This is a genomic window from Microbacterium sp. M1A1_1b (genome assembly GCF_053345565.1).
In genome coordinates this window covers 17,065-32,998 of record NZ_JBKFAJ010000006.1, presented here as the reverse complement: position 1 = coordinate 32,998, position 15,934 = coordinate 17,065, and the positions used below count along the sequence as shown (strand labels likewise).

The 15,934-nt window shown below is 71.9% G+C and carries 15 protein-coding genes; 5 read left to right on the top strand and 10 right to left on the bottom strand.

From position 1 onward, the window contains the following. Window positions 1-41: 41 nt before the first annotated feature. The 5 genes from ACLBWP_RS14180 to ACLBWP_RS14160 all read right to left on the bottom strand — a co-directional run bounded on the left by ACLBWP_RS14180 (window position 42) and on the right by ACLBWP_RS14160 (window position 4,618). Window positions 42-728 (bottom strand): hypothetical protein, encoded by a 687-nt coding sequence (locus ACLBWP_RS14180; protein WP_447655665.1) that lies wholly within the window; start codon window positions 726-728, stop codon window positions 42-44. Then, window positions 725-1,462 (bottom strand): ABC transporter ATP-binding protein, encoded by a 738-nt coding sequence (locus ACLBWP_RS14175; protein WP_447655664.1) that lies wholly within the window; start codon window positions 1,460-1,462, stop codon window positions 725-727. The genes ACLBWP_RS14180 and ACLBWP_RS14175 overlap by 4 nt, the downstream gene beginning before the upstream one ends. Window positions 1,463-1,632: 170 nt before the next feature. Beyond that, window positions 1,633-2,277, bottom strand: coding sequence for a response regulator (locus ACLBWP_RS14170; RefSeq protein ID WP_447655663.1), 645 nt, complete (start codon window positions 2,275-2,277; stop codon window positions 1,633-1,635). Beyond that, a complete protein-coding gene (locus tag ACLBWP_RS14165; RefSeq protein ID WP_447655662.1) occupies window positions 2,274-3,449 on the bottom strand; it encodes a sensor histidine kinase in 1,176 nt (391 codons plus the stop codon). Before ACLBWP_RS14165 ends, ACLBWP_RS14170 begins: the two co-directional genes overlap by 4 nt. A gap of 146 nt (window positions 3,450-3,595) precedes the next feature. Continuing rightward, entirely contained in the window at window positions 3,596-4,618 is a 1,023-nt protein-coding gene (locus ACLBWP_RS14160) for a LacI family DNA-binding transcriptional regulator (RefSeq protein ID WP_447655661.1), read from the bottom strand. A gap of 213 nt (window positions 4,619-4,831) precedes the next feature. Between ACLBWP_RS14160 and ACLBWP_RS14155 the strand changes: the two genes are divergently transcribed. From ACLBWP_RS14155 to ACLBWP_RS14140, 4 genes are all read left to right on the top strand, one after another. Then, window positions 4,832-6,868 (top strand): beta-galactosidase, encoded by a 2,037-nt coding sequence (locus ACLBWP_RS14155; protein WP_447655660.1) that lies wholly within the window; start codon window positions 4,832-4,834, stop codon window positions 6,866-6,868. Then, window positions 6,865-7,782, top strand: a complete 918-nt coding sequence (locus tag ACLBWP_RS14150) for a carbohydrate ABC transporter permease (protein ID WP_243563013.1) — start codon at window positions 6,865-6,867, stop codon at window positions 7,780-7,782. Before ACLBWP_RS14155 ends, ACLBWP_RS14150 begins: the two co-directional genes overlap by 4 nt. A gap of 200 nt (window positions 7,783-7,982) precedes the next feature. After that, on the top strand, window positions 7,983-8,816 hold the full coding sequence (locus ACLBWP_RS14145) for a carbohydrate ABC transporter permease (protein ID WP_447655781.1): 834 nt from the start codon (window positions 7,983-7,985) through the stop codon (window positions 8,814-8,816). Between the two features lie 62 nt (window positions 8,817-8,878). Further along, entirely contained in the window at window positions 8,879-10,219 is a 1,341-nt protein-coding gene (locus ACLBWP_RS14140; protein ID WP_447655659.1) for an ABC transporter substrate-binding protein, read from the top strand. An 87-nt stretch (window positions 10,220-10,306) separates the two neighbouring features. On the opposite strand, the gene ACLBWP_RS14135 is transcribed toward ACLBWP_RS14140, so the two are convergent. Together ACLBWP_RS14135 and ACLBWP_RS14130 are read right to left on the bottom strand one after the other, a co-directional pair. Continuing rightward, on the bottom strand, window positions 10,307-10,747 hold the full coding sequence (locus tag ACLBWP_RS14135) for a DUF4190 domain-containing protein (protein WP_447655658.1): 441 nt from the start codon (window positions 10,745-10,747) through the stop codon (window positions 10,307-10,309). A gap of 77 nt (window positions 10,748-10,824) precedes the next feature. Next, window positions 10,825-11,445 carry a TetR/AcrR family transcriptional regulator gene (locus ACLBWP_RS14130; protein WP_447655657.1) on the bottom strand — a complete coding sequence of 207 codons (621 nt, stop codon included), beginning with the start codon at window positions 11,443-11,445 and terminating at the stop codon, window positions 10,825-10,827. Between the two features lie 80 nt (window positions 11,446-11,525). Between ACLBWP_RS14130 and ACLBWP_RS14125 the strand changes: the two genes are divergently transcribed. After that, on the top strand, window positions 11,526-12,146 hold the full coding sequence (locus ACLBWP_RS14125) for a GNAT family N-acetyltransferase (protein ID WP_447655656.1): 621 nt from the start codon (window positions 11,526-11,528) through the stop codon (window positions 12,144-12,146). Between the two features lie 211 nt (window positions 12,147-12,357). Here the strand turns inward: ACLBWP_RS14125 and ACLBWP_RS14120 are convergent, their stop codons facing one another. From ACLBWP_RS14120 to ACLBWP_RS14110, 3 genes are read right to left on the bottom strand one after another with little or no spacing between them, the layout of a single operon-like run. After that, window positions 12,358-13,116 (bottom strand): copper homeostasis protein CutC, encoded by a 759-nt coding sequence (locus tag ACLBWP_RS14120; protein WP_447655655.1) that lies wholly within the window; start codon window positions 13,114-13,116, stop codon window positions 12,358-12,360. Continuing rightward, the gene (locus ACLBWP_RS14115; RefSeq protein ID WP_447655654.1) at window positions 13,113-14,639 is read right to left on the bottom strand and encodes a M81 family metallopeptidase; all 1,527 of its coding nucleotides are present in this window, start codon (window positions 14,637-14,639) and stop codon (window positions 13,113-13,115) included. Before ACLBWP_RS14115 ends, ACLBWP_RS14120 begins: the two co-directional genes overlap by 4 nt. Further along, the gene (locus tag ACLBWP_RS14110; RefSeq protein ID WP_447655653.1) at window positions 14,632-15,816 is read right to left on the bottom strand and encodes an ROK family protein; all 1,185 of its coding nucleotides are present in this window, start codon (window positions 15,814-15,816) and stop codon (window positions 14,632-14,634) included. The genes ACLBWP_RS14115 and ACLBWP_RS14110 overlap by 8 nt, the downstream gene beginning before the upstream one ends. Between the last annotated feature and the right edge of the window lie 118 nt (window positions 15,817-15,934).

The window sequence follows — 15,934 nt, the reverse complement described above, 5'->3', positions numbered from 1 at the left end:
AGGCCCGGTGCCAACTGGCACCGGGCCTCCTGTCCGGTGGTTCAGACGTCCGACCGTCGGAGCCGGACGACCGCGACGGCACCGGTGGCCACGAGCCACAGCACCACGCTCACCAGCGGGCGGCCCCAGTCGGGTGTGCCGGCGACCAGTGCGGTCGCGTTGTCGGTGAAGAGCCAGTCGACCACGTAGCCGTCGCCGATCCGCACGCCGCCGATCAGCCCGCTCACCAGGAAGAGGCCGATCACGGTGACGATGGCCGTCGGAGCCACGCGACGGATCAGGAAGCCGAGGAACAGCCCCAGCAGCCCGGTCGCCGCGACCGCGGGACCAGCCGCCAGGACGGGCACCACCGCGGCGCCGAGGATGCCGACCGCAGCAGCGCCGACAAGTGCGCCGACCCACCCGATCGCCAGACCGAACAGCACGACTGCCAGGCCCTTGGCGAGCACGACGCGGTCGCGCTGCGGGACGACCGTGCAGGTCGTGCGGATCGACCCGGTGGCGTACTCGCCGGCGACGGACAGCCCGCCGGCCAGCGCCAGCACGGCGCCCCCGACCATGCTGCCGGTCGCGACCGCGACCCCCGGACTGTACTGTGCCGCGGCGACGATCGTCAGGACGATCGCCGGTCCGGCCAGCAGCAGCAGCCACCCGATGGACGGAACCGACCAGGTCTTCTGCAGCTCGGAGCGCAGCAGGCCGGGGAAGGTGATGGTGGCGGTGCTCATCGGATGGCTCCTGCGTCGTGGCTGGTGTGGCCGGCGGTGAGGTCGAAGAAGACGTCCTCGAGGGTGGCGCTGCGGCGTGGTGACGCGGCCAGCAGCTGGTCGGTGGTGCCGTCGGCGACCAGGCGGCCGTTGCCGATGACGATGAGTCGATCGGCGGTGGCGGCGGTCTCGGCCATGTTGTGGCTGGACAGCAGCACGGTGCGGCCCTGGGCGGCGAAGGACCGGCAGAGCTGGCGCACCCAGACGACGCCCTGGGGGTCGAGGCCGTTGACCGGCTCGTCGAGCATCAGGACCTGCGGGTCGCCGAGCAGCGCGGAGGCGATGCCGAGTCGCTGGCCCATGCCGAGCGAGAACGTGCGGATGCGCTTGTTCGCCACGCCTGCCAGACCGGTCATGTCGAGGACGGCGTCCACGCGGCGCCGGCCGATGCCGTGCGTCAGTGCGAGCCCGGTCAGGTGGGCGCGGGCGGTGCGGGCGGGGTGCACGGCCTTGGCGTCGATCATCGCGCCGAGCAGCTGCATCGGGGCGGGGGAGTCGGCGTAGGGACGATCGCCGACCGTGACGGTGCCCGAGGTCGGGCGGTCCAGGCCGACGATCATCTGCATCGTCGAGGACTTGCCGGCACCGTTCGGGCCGAGGAAGCCCGTCACCGTGCCGGGCTCGAGCGTGAACGACAGGTCGTCGACCACGGTCCGGGCGCCGTGCCGCTTGGTCAGGTTGCGTGCTGCGATCATGGCTCCGACGCTACGGAGCGGTGCGGCGACGCCCATCGCCCCGCGGGGCTACGCCGGTGGTACCCGGGTACCGGCGTCGCTGCTGCGTCGCTGCTGCGGCGTTGCTGCGGCGTTGCTGCGGCGTTGCTGCGGTGTTGCTGCGGTGTTGCTGCGGCGTCGTCGCCGCGGCGTCAGACCAGGCCGAGCTCGTGCGCGCGGATCACGGCATGCACCCGGTCCCGCAGCTCGAGCTTCGCCAGCACGCGCCCGACGTGGGTCTTCACCGTCGACTCGGACAGGAACAGCTCGCCGGCGATCTCCGTGTTGTTCCGGCCGCGACCGATGGCCACGAACACCTCGCGCTCGCGGTCGGTCAGGGCTGCGAGCTGGTCGTCGACGCCGGTGGCGGTGGGGAACTTCCCGCGGTGCAGCTCGATCATCTGCCGGGTCACCCGCGGCGACACGATCGCGTCGCCAGCGGCCACGGTCCGGACGGCGCTGACGAGTTCCTCGGGGCGGGCGTCCTTCAGCTGGAAGCCGCTGGCCCCGGCGTTGAGCGCACCGAAGGCGTACTCGTCCAGGTCGAAGGTCGTCAGCACGAGCACCGCGGCCCGGGCGCCGGAGTCGACGATGCGGCGGGTGGCCTCGAGCCCGTCCATGCCGGGCATGCGGACGTCCATCACGACGACGTCTGGATCGAGCGCCGCGGTGCGTTCGACGGCGTCGTGTCCGGTCGCCGCTTCGCCGACCACGGTGATGTCGTCGGTCGCGCCGAGCACCATCGCGGTCCCCATCCGGATGAGGTCCTGGTCGTCGACGAGCAGCACGCGGATCATGCGGTCCCTCCGGCACGCAGGACGACGCGCACACGCCAGCCGTGCGGTGTCACCGGTCCCGCTTCCACCTGGCCATCGTAGAGCGCCGCCCGTTCGCGCAGTCCGACGAGTCCGCGTCCCGAGCCCTGCGACGCGACCGGGCCCTGCGCGCCGCCGTCGTCCTCCACGACCACGACGACCGAGCCGCCCGACCGGGTGACCCGCACGTCGACCGTCGTCGGGTCGAGGGCGTACCGGGACGCGTTCGTCAGGCACTCCTGCACGATCCGGTACACCGTGGTGGCCAGGCTGTCGGGCAGTCCGTCGACGTCGTCGGAGTGCAGCGTCACCGGCAGGCCCGCCGCGCGCTGGTCGGTGACGAGTCGGTCGAGGTCGGCGAACGACGGTTGCGGGTCGGTCGGCGACTGGCGGGCGGCTGCGTCACCGGTCCGCAGCACACCGAGTACGCGGCGCATGTCGGCCAGCGAGTCACGCCCGACCGTTCCGATGCGCTGCACGGCGTCCCGCGAGCGCTCCGGGTCCTTGTCGACCAGGGCGTCCGCGCCGTCCGCCAGCCGGATCATCACCGACAGTCCGTGGGCGACGACGTCGTGCATCTCGCGGGCGATCCGGGCGCGCTCGTCCTCGACCGCGGCGACGGCACGCTGTTCCTGTTCGGCCCTGACCCGGTCGGCCAGGTCGACGAGCGCCTGCACGTACGCGCGGCGCGTCCGGATCCAGAGCCCGAGCACCATGCCGGCCAGCAGCACGACCGCGCCGAACACGCCCCGGGACGGATCGTGCAGCGTCAGCGTCCCGACGACCGTGACCATCAGCACGACGGCGGCGGACGCGATCCACCCGGTGCGGGCGCCGACGCGGGTGACGACCGTCGCGACGACGAGCAGGATCGACGGCAGGGTGAGCACCGGGGCCGCGAGGGTCGCCGCGATGCCGGCCACGACGAACGCCGCCAGGGGGGCCCGTCGTCGGAGCACGCCGACGACGAACCCGGCGACCAGGAGTGCCGTCGCCCCGAGCGGCGCGGTGGTGAAGGCGTCGAGCGACAGCAGCTGCCCGGTCGTGACGATGCTGTAGACCACGACGAGCAGGACGTCGATGGCCGCTGGGTGCCGGCCCGCCCAGCGCTCGAGGGCACCCGGTCGGGGCGGAGCAGGGGACGCGGTCGTCACCCGGCCCACCGTACCTTCCGGTCCAGGCGGTACGCAGCGCATGCGGGGCCGATGCGCATCGCACCCCGATACGGACATCGCGCCCCGCTGTGGCGGGGTGCGATGTCCGCAACGGGGTGCGACGTCGGCGGCAGACGACTGACCGGTCAGGCCGAGCCGCGCCAGACGACCTCGGTCGGCAGGATCAGGCCGCGGGGCTCGGGGGTCGAACCCTCGATCTGCAGCAGCACGCGGCGGGCGGCGTCCTCGCCCAGGGTCAGCGCCGGCTGCCGCACGGTCGACAACGGTGGGTCGCAGCGGAGTGCCCACGCGCTGTCGTCGAACCCGACGATGCCGACCTGCCCGGGGACGTCGATGCCCCGGCGTTGCAGGTGGTCCATCGCGCCCGCGGCGACCGCGTCGGACGCGGCGAACACCCCGTCGATGTCCGGTGCGCGCTCGAGCAGCTCGCGCATCCCGGTCCCCCCTGCGGCGTAGCTGAACAGCGGGTCGTCGACCACGAGCCGCGGGTCGTAGCGGTCCCCGAGTGCCGCGCGGAACCCGGCCAGGCGGTCCTGTCCGGAGTCGCGGTCGAGTCCGGACGCCAGCATGCCGACCCGCCTGCGCCCGGTGGCGACGAGACGACGCGTGATCTGCTCGGCGGCTTCGGCGTTGTCGATGCCGATGTACGAGATGTCGACCGCGTCGGAGGGGCGCCCGACGAAGCACGCGGGCAGCCCGATCTCGATGATGGCGCGCGTGATCGGGTCGTCGGTGCGGGCCGACAGGACGATGGCGCCGTCGACGAACCCGCCGCGCAGGTACTCGACCACGCGCTCGCTGTCCCGCGCGGAGTCGACGATGACGGTGACGAGCTGCTGGTCGGCCTCGGACAGGACGGTGTTCGTGCCGATCAGGATGTTCCCGATGTTCGGGTCGTCCAGCACGACGACGTGCGGCTCGTGGACGATGAGCGCGACCGCCCCGGCTCGGCTGGTCACGAGGCTGCGAGCGGCGGCGCTCCGCACGTAGCCCACGCGGCGGACGGCTTCACGCACGGCATCGCGGGCTTCGTCGGAGACGTACGGCTCGTCGTTGAGGACCCGGGAGACGGTGCCGCGGGAGAGCCCGGCTTCGTCCGCGACGTGCTGGATCGTGACGCGGGAGCGCGTGGGTCGGCCGTCGGGCATCTGGCCAGCGTAGCGGTGCGCAGCGCGCTCCTGAGGACGCTCGTGTTGACATCGACGCCGTCATGGGCTTTGATCTGGGAGCGCTCCCAGACAGATCCGACGCGAATCCGCCGTCGCGATCTGGGAGCGCTCCCAGAACAAGGGTGACCTTCACTGCCGAAGGGGTCGGACGACCGCTGGCAGGGAGCGGTCACCCCGGAAGCACGAGGACCCGTGGACACCAACACCCTGCCGGCGCCGGCCACCACCGCGCTCGGCCTCGGCACGACCGGACTCGTGTTCGGCTGCGACTACAACCCCGAGCAGTGGACCCCCGAGGTCTGGGCCGAGGACGTCACCCTGATGCGCGAGGCCGGCGTGAACCTGGTCGCGATCAACGTCTTCGGCTGGTCGCACGTCGAACCCCGGCCCGGCGAGTACGACTTCTCCGGACTGGACACCGTCATCGAGCTGCTGCACCAGGCAGGCATCGGCGTGAACCTCGGTACGGGCACCGCCTCGCCGCCCCCGTGGCTGACGACGCTGCACCCGGAGATGCTGCCGATGGTGGCCGACGGCACCCGTCGCTTCCCCGGCGGCCGCCAGGGGTTCTGCCCGAGCTCCCCGGTCTACCGCTCGCACGCCCTCGCCCTGGTCCGCGCGACCGCCGAGCGCTACGGCCAGCACCCGGCGGTCCGGCTGTGGCACGTGTCGAACGAGCTCGGCTGCCACAACGCGTACTGCTTCTGCGACGTCTCGGCCGACGCCTTCCGCGACTGGCTGCGTGCCCGGTACGCCGACGTCGACGCGCTCAACGCCGCGTGGGGCACCGCGTTCTGGAGCCAGCGCTACTCGGCCTTCGACGAGGTGCTGCCGCCGCGGGCCACGCTGTCGTTCGTCAACCCCGCGCAGACCCTGGACTTCGACCGGTTCTCGTCCGACCAGCTCCTCGACCACTACCGCGCCGAGGCCGAGGTCATCCGGCAGCACAGCGCCCTGCCCGTCACGACGAACTTCATGGTCGCAGCCCACATCACGGCGCTGGACTACTGGAGCTGGGCGGACGACATGGACGTCATCGCCAACGACCACTACCTGGACCACCGTCTGGACCGCCCCGAGGTCGAGCTCGCCTTCGCCGCGGACACCACCCGCGGTCTGGCTCGCGGCGGTGCCTGGATGCTCATGGAGCACTCGACGGGCGCCGTGAACTGGCAGCCGCGCAACCTGGCGAAGGCCCCGGGGCAGATGCTCCGCAACACCGTCGGGCACATCGCCCGCGGCGCGGATGCGGTCTGCTTCTTCCAGTGGCGCGCCTCGGTGCAGGGCACCGAGAAGTTCCACTCGGCGCTGCTGCCCCACGCCGGCCGCGACTCCCGCACCTGGGACGAGGTCGTCGCCCTCGGCTCGCTGGTCGAACGGCTCGGCGAACTGCGCGGCTCGCGGGTCGTCGCCGACGTCGCGGTCGTCTTCGGGTGGGAGGTCCAGTGGGCCGCCGACCTCGAAGCCCACCCGACCGGTGACCTGCGCTACCTGGAGCAGGTGCACGCGCTGTACGGCGCGCTGTGGGACCTGGGCGTCGGCGTGGACGTCGTCGCACCCGGCACCCCGCTCGACGGGTACGCGGTCGTCGTCGTCCCCGAGCTGTACCTGGTGCGGGACGAGCACGCGGCCGTGATCGACCGCTTCGTCGCCGCCGGAGGCACCGCGCTGGTGACGTTCTTCAGCGGGATCGTCGACGAGCGTGACGCCGTCCGCACCGGCGGCTACCCGGGCGCCTTCCGCCATCTACTCGGCGTGCACGTCGACGAGTTCATGCCGCTGCCGGTCGGGGGCACGCTCGCCCTGTCGGACGGGTCGCGCGGCTCGCTCTGGTCCGAGCCCGTCGCCCTGCGCGGCGCCGAGGCCGTCACCACCTACGCCGAGGGCCCGCTCGACGGCATGCCCGCCGTCACGCGTAACGCGCACGGCGAGGGCACCGCCTGGTACGTCTCCACCGTGCTCGAGGACGACGCGCGCCGCGCGCTGCTGCGCCGCGTGCTCGACGGCGCGGGGGTCCGTGCCGGTGCCCTTCCGGCGGGCGACGGCGTCGAGGTCGTCCGCCGTCGTGACGACGACCACGAGTGGGTGTTCCTGCTCAACCACACCGACCGCACCGTGCACCACGACGAGTCCGGCCACGAACTCGTCGGCGACCACCCCGTGGCCGGCCGGACCGCACTCGCCCCCGGGGGGACCCACATCATCCGCCAGGACAGGAAGCGCTCATGACCACCTCCGCCCAGCCCACCCGGGCGTCACGACGACGCCGGACCGCCGGCGGGTTCCGCTACCGGCGGGCCATCGCGATCTTCATCACCCCGTTCGCGGTGCTGTTCACCGCGTTCTACCTCGTCCCGATCCTGTACGCCGTGTGGCAGTCACTGCAGAAGATCGAGCGCCAGGGCACGTTCGGCGCCCCGACGCAGGTGTTCGGCGGTCTGACGCAGTACGCCCTGGTGTTCCAGAACAGCGAGTTCTGGAGCTCGGTGCTGCGCGTGCTGCTGTTCGGCATCGTGCAGGTGCCGGTCATGCTCCTGCTGGCGCTCGTCTTCGCGCTGCTGCTCGACTCCCCGCTGCTGCGCGGCAAGCGGTTCTTCCGCCTGGCGTTCTTCGCGCCGTACGCGGTCCCCGGGGTGATCGCCGCGATCATGTGGGGCTACCTGTACGCGCCCAACCTGTCGCCGTTCTCCGCCGTCACCACGCGCTTCGACCTGCTCGGCGCGGACACCGTGCTGTGGGCCGTCGCGAACGTCGTGACCTGGGTCTACGTCGGCTACAACATGCTGATCATCTACTCGTCGCTGTTGGCGATCCCGGCGGAGATCTACGAGGCCGCCAAGCTCGACGGGGCGTCCCAGTGGCGGATCGCCGTGTCGATCAAGATCCCGCTCGTCGTGCCGGCGCTGGTGCTGACCGCCGTGTTCTCGGTGATCGGGACCCTGCAGCTGCTGACCGAGCCGACCGTGTTCCGCCAGTTCACGTCGACGATCTCGTCCACGTTCACCCCGAACATGCTCGTGTACTCGACGTCCTCGGTGCCGAACTTCAACCTGGCGGCCGCGTTCTCGGTCGTCCTCGCCCTCGCCACGTTCATCCTGTCGATCGGGTTCCTCCGACTGACCCAGCGGAAGTCCGCCGAATGACCGTCAACGTCCCCTCGGAAGGCCGCCGAATGACCGTCAACGCCCCCGCCGACCGCGCCGCCGCGCGCGCCGCCGACCCGAGCGCCGCCGCGCGCGCCGCCGACCCCGCGACAGCCGTGCTCGACGCAGGCCGACCGCTCGAGTCGAACCGGGCCTCCCGTCCGCCCCAGCGGGGCACCCGCGGACCGCGCGAGAGCGTCATCTCGCGCAGCGCCGCGATGATCGTGATGGGCGTCTTCACCGTCTACTTCCTGCTGCCGATCTTCTGGCTGCTGATGTCGTCGACCAAGACCGTCGGCAACTTCAACACCTCGGCGCCGCTGTGGTTCAGCGGCACCGCGGTGCAGGACACCATCACGAACCTGGGCGAGCTGTTCACCCGGCAGGACGGCATCTACCTGCGCTGGATGGCGAACAGCATCGCGTACGCCGGTGTCGCCGGCCTGATCGGCACCGTCATCTCCGCGATGTGCGGGTACGCCCTGGCGAAGTACCGGTTCCGCGGCCGCGAGGCCCTGTTCAACGTGTTCCTCGGCGGCGTCCTGGTGCCCGCGACCGCGCTGGCGCTGCCGTTGTTCCTGATCTTCAGCCAGGTCGACCTGACCGACACGTTCTGGTCGGTGTTCCTGCCGAGCATCGTCAGCCCGTTCGGCGTGTACCTGTCGCGCCTGTACGCGGCGTCGAGCGTGCCGGACGAGATCATCGAGGCCGCCCGCATCGACGGCTCCAGCGAGGTCCGCACGTTCTTCACCGTGGCCGTCCGGCTGATGTCCCCGGCCCTGGTGACGATCTTCCTGTTCCAGTTCGTCGCCATCTGGAACAACTTCTTCCTGCCGCTCGTGATGCTCCGGAACTCGTCGCTGTTCCCCGTCACCCTCGGTCTGTACACGTGGAACTCGAGCGTGAACCAGTACCCGGACCTGCGCACCCTCGTGCTCATCGGGTCGTTCGTCTCGATCATCCCGCTGCTCATCGCCTTCCTCAGCCTGCAGCGCTTCTGGCGCGGCGGCCTGGGCTCCGGCGGCCTGAAGTAGCGCCCCGCTTTCCCTCTCCTTCCCTTCGCACCATCCCCACCACATCCCGAAACGGAACCAGCATGAAGACAACGAAGTTCCTCAGCGTGGCCGCCATCGCGGTCGCGGCGACCGTGGCCCTCGCCGGCTGCAGCACCGGCGGCAGCGGCAGCAGCAGCGGCTCCTCCGACAGCAGCGCATCGAGCTGCAAGCCCTCGAGCGGCAAGGTCACGCTCGACTTCACGACCTGGGTCCCGAACATGGACAAGGTCGTCGCCATCTGGAACAAGGCGAACCCGGACATCCAGGTCAAGACCTCGATCGTCGCCAACGGCAACAGCGGCACCTACCAGAACTTCTTCAACCAGCTGAAGGCCAAGCAGGCACCGGACATCGGCCAGGTCGAGTACGACACCCTGCCGGCGTTCCGCGTGCAGGGCGGGCTCGAGGACATCGGCGCCTGCTCCGGCATCAGCACCGCGAAGAAGGACTTCTCGAGCGGCCTCTGGAACCAGGTCACGTTCGGCGAGGACAAGGCCGTGTACGCGGTCCCGCAGGACTCGGGCCCCATGGCGCTGTACTACCGCAAGGACCTGTTCGACAAGGCCGGCCTGTCCGCGCCGAAGACGTGGGCCGAGTACGCCGAGGACGCCGTCAAGATCAAGGCGATGGGCGGCAACATCACCAACTTCGCCAAGGGCGACGTCAACCAGTTCGCCGGGCTCGTCTCGCAGGCCGGTGGCCAGTGGTTCTCGAACTCCGGCCAGGACTGGAAGGTCGACCTGACCGACAGCGCATCCAAGAAGGTCGCCGACTACTGGCAGGACCTGATCGACAAGAAGCTCGTCAACACCCTGCCGAGCTTCACCGACCAGTGGAACAGCGCCTACGACAGCGGCCAGGACTGGACCTGGGTCTCCGCCGTCTGGGGTGCGAACACCATCTCGAGCGGTGCGCCGTCGACCTCGGGCAAGTGGGCCGTCGCCCCGATGCCGCAGTGGAAGTCCGGTGACAGCAAGTCCGCCGCATGGGGCGGTTCGTCGAACGTCGTCTTCGCGGGCAGCAAGCACCCCGCCGAGGCGTCGAAGTTCCTGGTCTGGCTGAACACCTCGACCGAGGCGCTCTCCGCACTCAACAAGGAAGCCAACCTGTACCCGGCGTCCTCCACCGGTGCCGAGCTCCCCGCGCTGACCGAGGGCCTGCCCTTCTACGGCAACCAGAAGATCTACGAGGAGTTCGCCTCGGCCGCCAAGGACATCCAGCCGTTCACCTGGGGTCCGACGATGACGCAGACCTACGCCGACGTCTCCGACGGCTTCGGTCAGGCCGCGTCCGGCCAGGGCACGCTCGCCCAGGCGTTGCAGTCCGGGCAGAGCAAGACGATCGCGGCGCTGAAGGCGCAGTCGATCCCGGTCAAGGGCTGACGCCCCTGACCTGCTGACGCAGGGACGGACGGGAGGCCCGGTGCCAGCTGGCACCGGGCCTCCCGTCCGTCGTGTGGCGGTACCCGCCTACGGGCTGGTGGTGCTGCTCGTGGCCGCTGCGCCGAACAGGCCGATGCCCGCGATGAGCATGACCAGCAGCAGGATGACCCACCCGGCGATGATGATGCCGTTCAGCACGAGTCCGGTGATGGCCATCCCGCGGCCGGCGGGTTCCTTCCGGATGCCGATGACGCCGAGCACGAGGCCGACGGCCGGGACCACCAGCGTGAAGCCGGCGACGATCGACACCAGGCCGAGGACCATGCTCGTGATGCTCAGGCCGCGCGGCGGTGCGGGCTGGTACCCGGGGTGGGGCTGCTGCCCGTACGCCTGGGGCGTCTGCTGGAAGTGCTGCTGCTGGCCGTACGCCTGCGGTGCCTGCTGCTGCTGCGCGGCCGCCGGCTGCCGGTACTGCGGCGGCGCGTCCTGGTGCGGCGGTGCCGGCTGGTGTGGGTCGTGGTCGGTCATCGTGGTCCCCTCGTCGATGGTCCCCGCACCCTATCGGCCACCGACACCCGAGCGCGATGGTCGGCAGCGGCCGGTCGTCACCTGTCCGTCGTCAGCGCGGACGCCAGCCCGCGCACCAGCAACGCTCGCGAGCGATCGGTCGCCGCGCCGTCCGGGTCGCTCCACGACGCCCGCGCGAGCCCGTCGACCAGGGCGATCACCGCGGCCGCGGCGTCTGCGACGGGCTCCGTCAGCGCGACGCGGCGGGTCGCGGTCCATCGCTCGATGGCGGCCGAGACCGCGTCGTGCCACAGCCGGCGCTCGGCTTCGACCAGTGTCGCGTCGCCGCTCGTTCCGGACACGGTGGTGCTCATGGCCTCGAGCAGCCGGAAGCGCTCGGGCTCCTGCCGCACCAGGCCGATCCACGTCGCCACGGCGGCGTCGAGTGCGCCGTGCAGGTCGTCGTGCTGGTCGGCCGCGGCCAGGACCGGCGGCAGGGCTGCGCGCGCCTGCCGCTCGAGCAGGGCCATCACCAGGTTCCGTCGGGCGCCGAACACGTAGTGCACGACGCCGTGCGCCACCCCCGCACGATCGGCGACCGCGCGCGTCGTCAGCCCGGACAGCCCGTCGTCCCGCACGACCAGGGCCGCGGCGTCGAGCAGTTCCTGGCGGCGGTCGGCACGGCTGCGGTAGTGCCGCGGCTGCTGGTCCTGGTCCATCACAGGAAGCGTACGGCTCCCGCGCAGCCAGGTTCGCCACCATGAATCTGGCCGCTTGGCCAACATTGCGAGGAGTCATCATGCAGATCACCGTCCGACCCGCCGCCGAGCGGGAGATCGAGGTCGCAGCAGCCGTGCTGGGCGAGGCGTTCGCGACCGACCCGGTGCTCGCGGAGTTCCGGCCGCCCCGCCCCGACGAGGACCGTGTCGCCGTGCTCGGCAGGCTGTTCGCCGCGCTCGTCCGCTCGGTGCCGGCCGGGTCCCGCGCGCTGGACGTCGCCGTCGAGACCGGCGGCCGCGTCGTGGGGGCAGCGTTCTGGGAGGCACCGCGACCCCATCCGGGCGGCACGATCGCGTTCGTCCGCCAGCTCCCGGCGCTGCTCGGGGTCTTCGGGGTGGTCGGGGGGCTGTCGGCGCTGCGGCACCTGCGCCGGACCGACCGCGTGCGTCCGGAGGCGCCGCACTGGTACCTGCTGGGGATCGGCGTCGCACCGGTCGCCCGTGGGCAGGGGGTCGGCGGGCTGCTGCTCGAGCACGCGCTCGATCGGGTCGACGGGCAGGCGCAGCACGCCTACCTGGAGTCCTCGACGCCCGTGAACCGGCGCCTGTACCGGCGGCACGGGTTCAGCGACGGGGCGCCCGTGCCGGGGTTCCGGTCGGCTGCGCCGATCTCGATGTGGCGGCCCGCCGTCGCGCCCTGACACGGTGCGCCGGGCCGGCGGGGCCGGCGGGGCCGGCGGGGCTGACGGGCGGGAGGCGCGGTGCCGACGCGCACCGAACCTCCTGTCCGGCGGGCGGTACCGGTGGGCTCCGCACCCCGCCACGCACGTTGCGCCCTGGTGCACCCGGGCGCGACGTCCGCCAGGGGGTGCGACGCGTTCGACGCACGGCGGCCACGCGGCCGCGTCGCCGTCAGGCGTCGAGTGCGGCCCGCGCCGCGGCGACGACCGCGGCGTCGGTGACGAAGTGCGCTGAGCCGTCGTCACCCGTGCCCATCGGGACCCCGTCGTGCGCGCTGCCGGCCGAGCGCTTCGCCGACAGGTGCACGGCTGCCACTCCCGTGCGCAGCAGGGCCGGGACGTCGTGTGGGGTGACCCCGGCGCCGGCCATCACCTGCACGGGGCCGGCGGCATCGACCATGCGGGCGATCGTCGCAGCGCCAGCCGAGGCCGTCGGTGCTCCACCGGACGTCAGCACCCGGGTGAACCCGAGGTCGGCGAGCAGTGCGACGGCGACGACGGGGTCGGTGGCGTGGTCGACCGCGCGGTGCAGGGTGACCTCGACCGAGGCTCGCACCGAACGGGCAGCGTCCACGAACCGTCGGAGTGCATCGACGTCGAGCGTGTGGTCCGGGCGCAGGGCCCCGACCACGACACCGGCGGCACCGGACCGCAGCACGGCCCGGACCTCGCGCTCCATCAGGTCGAGTTCGTCTCCGTCGTACACGAAGCCGCCCGGCCGGCTGCGGACGAGCGCGTGCGCGGGGATCCCGGTCTCGTGCACGGCCTCGACCAGCGCCTGCGACGGGGTGAGGCCGCCGAGTTCCAGCCCGACGCACAGCTCGACCCGGTCGGCCCCGCCGTCCCGGGCGACGAGCGCACCAGTCGGTGAGGTCACGGCGATCTCGAGTGCGGCCGAGACCGGGACCGGGACGGACAGGGCTGTGGTCACGCGACGACTCCGAGGGGTTCGTTGGACGGCGGGATGATCCGGGCACCCAGGTCCGGGGCCGACGGGAGCTCCCGATCGTAGGGGAACATCGGCCGCACGATGCGGTGGTGCCCGAGCCGCTCGAGGTCCTGGTCGACACCACCCGGCGTCAACGCGAGCATCCAGTCGGCGGCCATCGCGAACAGCTCGGGCTCGAGGTAGCCGATCTTCACGATGACGATGTCGGCCTCGCGCGGCACCAGGTCGAGGTCGGTGAAGTCGTGCTCGTGGTGGTAGGGCTTCCGGAGCGTCGTGAGGATCGCGAAGACGCTGCCGACCTGCAGGACGACCTCGGTCTCGGCGTCGCGGTCCCCGTGCTTGATCGCGTGGACGCGGCCGGTCATGGTGATCGGCCCGGCGTGGAGGTCGTCCACCGCGGCGCCGGCGGTCACGGTGACGGTCGCCCCGACACCGGCCTGGACGGCCGTGGCCACCGCGGCTGGTCCCGGCACGCTCGCGTAGATGACGACCGGGCCGGTGGGGTCGGCGAACTCGGGTCGCGCCAGGACCTGCGTGAGCCCCCAGGTCATGTCGCCCGAGCCGCCGGCCGTCGGGTTGTCGCCCGAGTCGGAGACGAAGTACGGCCGTGCGGCGTCCGGTGCCAGTGCGGCAGCCAGGCACTCGTCGAACGAGCCCGTCGGCGCCACGAACACGAAGTCCTGGCGCACGTCCCAGAACGCACGTGCCAGGCGTTCGGCGCCCGCGGCAACGGCGTCGCGGTCCCATCCGGTCACCACGGTGACCGCACGGTCGCGCGGCTGGTCGGCCCACGCGTACCCGACCCAGATCGCAGCGTCGAGCACGCCGTCCGTCTGCTCGACGACCGGCACCTGGGCGTAGAGCGACGCGGCGGGTTCGATGCGCGTCGAGGTCTGCTCGCCGGGCAGCAGCACCGGGATCGGGACCCAGGCCTTGACCGGGCGCTGCGACCCGACCGGCCGGGTGGTGAGCACGTCGACCAGGTTGCGGACGGCGCGTTCCTTGGTGTCCATCGCGTCCTCGTGCGGGGCCATCCGGTAGCAGGTGACCAGGTCGACCTGGTGCGCGAGCTCGGCCGTGACGTTGCCGTGCAGGTCCATCGACGCCGACACGATGACGTCGGGGCCGATCACCGCGCGGATCCGTCCGAGCAGGTCGGTCTCGGCGTCGTCGAGCCCCTCGACCACCATCGCACCGTGGATGTCGTACCAGAGGCCGTCCACGGAGTTCGCGGACACGATGGCCTGCAGGCGCTCGACGATCTCGGACGCCAGTTCCTCGTACGACGCGCGGTCGACGATGCCACCGGGCAGCGCGTGCCCGATGAGCGCGCCGTGGAAGTCCGCGTTCAGGTCGGCCAGGAACGGGTACCGCGTCACGACCTCGTCGCCGCGGTCCGGGTGGAACGCGGCGGCGTGGGTCCTGGTCGGGGTGAAGGTCGACGTCTCGATGGCCAGCCCGGCGATGGCGATGACCGGACGGGTGGTGGTGGTCGTGTCAGACACGGGCGCTCCTGTTCCTGGTGGTCGACTGGGGGATCGGTGCGGAGAGCTCGTGCAACGAGGCGGCCAGCCCACGCTGCAGGGCGAACTGTCCGGCACCGACGAGACCCGCGTCCGCGCCGAGCGAGGCGCGCTCGATGGCGAGGTGTTCGGTCATGAGCGGGTGGCAGCTCTCGTAGAGCTGGCTCCGCACGGCCGCGACGAACGGGTCGAGGGTGGAGAGGATGCCGCCGAGGTAGACGGCGTCCGGGTTGAAGAAGTTCACGTTGGCGGCCAGGACCTCGCCCAGGTAGCGCCCGGCCAGGCGGACCGCGCGGGTGGCCTCGGGGTCGGCGTCCGAGACGAGCCGGACGACGTCGGCGGTCGAGGTCACCGGCGCTCCCGCGGCGGACAGGATCCGCACGAGCGCCGCTCCGGACGCCACGGTCTCCAGGCACCCGGTGTTGCCGCACGAGCACGGGGTGTCGCCGGCCGCGTCGATGCGGACGTGGGTGATGTCGCCTGCGGCGCCGGTCGAGCCGCGGTACAGCCGGCCGTCGATGACGATGCCGGCACCGATCGCCGATCCGGCCTTCACCGTGATCGCCTGGCGTCGGCGCGGGTCCTGCACGGTCTGCTCGCCCGCGGCCATGCAGTTCGCGTCGTTGTCGACGGCCGCGGGCACCCCGAACCGCTCGGTCAGCCACGCCGCCACGGGGAAGCCGTTCCACCCGGGCATCCGGCTCGGCAGGTCGACCACGCCGGCCTCGACGTCGACCGGGCCGGGCAGGCTCAGACCGATGCCGCGCAGCCCGGCACTGCCGCGCGACTCGACCAGCGACGCGAACAGCGTCGCCAGGCGCGTGAGCCCGGCGTCGGGACCGTCGGACAGCGCGAACGGGACGTTCGCGACGGACTCGAGCGAGCCTCCTGGCAGGACGATGCCGACCCGCGCGTGCCCGCCACCGACGTCGGCGGCGACCGCGTACTCGTCCGCGCCGCCGATCCGCAGCACCTTGCGGGGGCGACCACCGGTGGAGACGTCGGTGCCCTCTTCGGCCAGGATGCCGTGCTCGAGCAGCTGCCCGACCACGTGCGACACCGTCGACGGGGCCGCGCCGAGCAGCTGTGCGATCTCGGTCCGGCTGGACGCCTGACCCGAGGCGATGAGCTCCAGCACCCGGGAACTGAGATCGGCCACGACTTTCTCCAATCATGCACGAAGCACGGCCGGACCCGGCCGTCTGGTGGGAACTCTATGGGCGGAACGGCGGTCTGGGCTTTCGTCGGATCGGCAGAAACAGACTATTTACACGCGA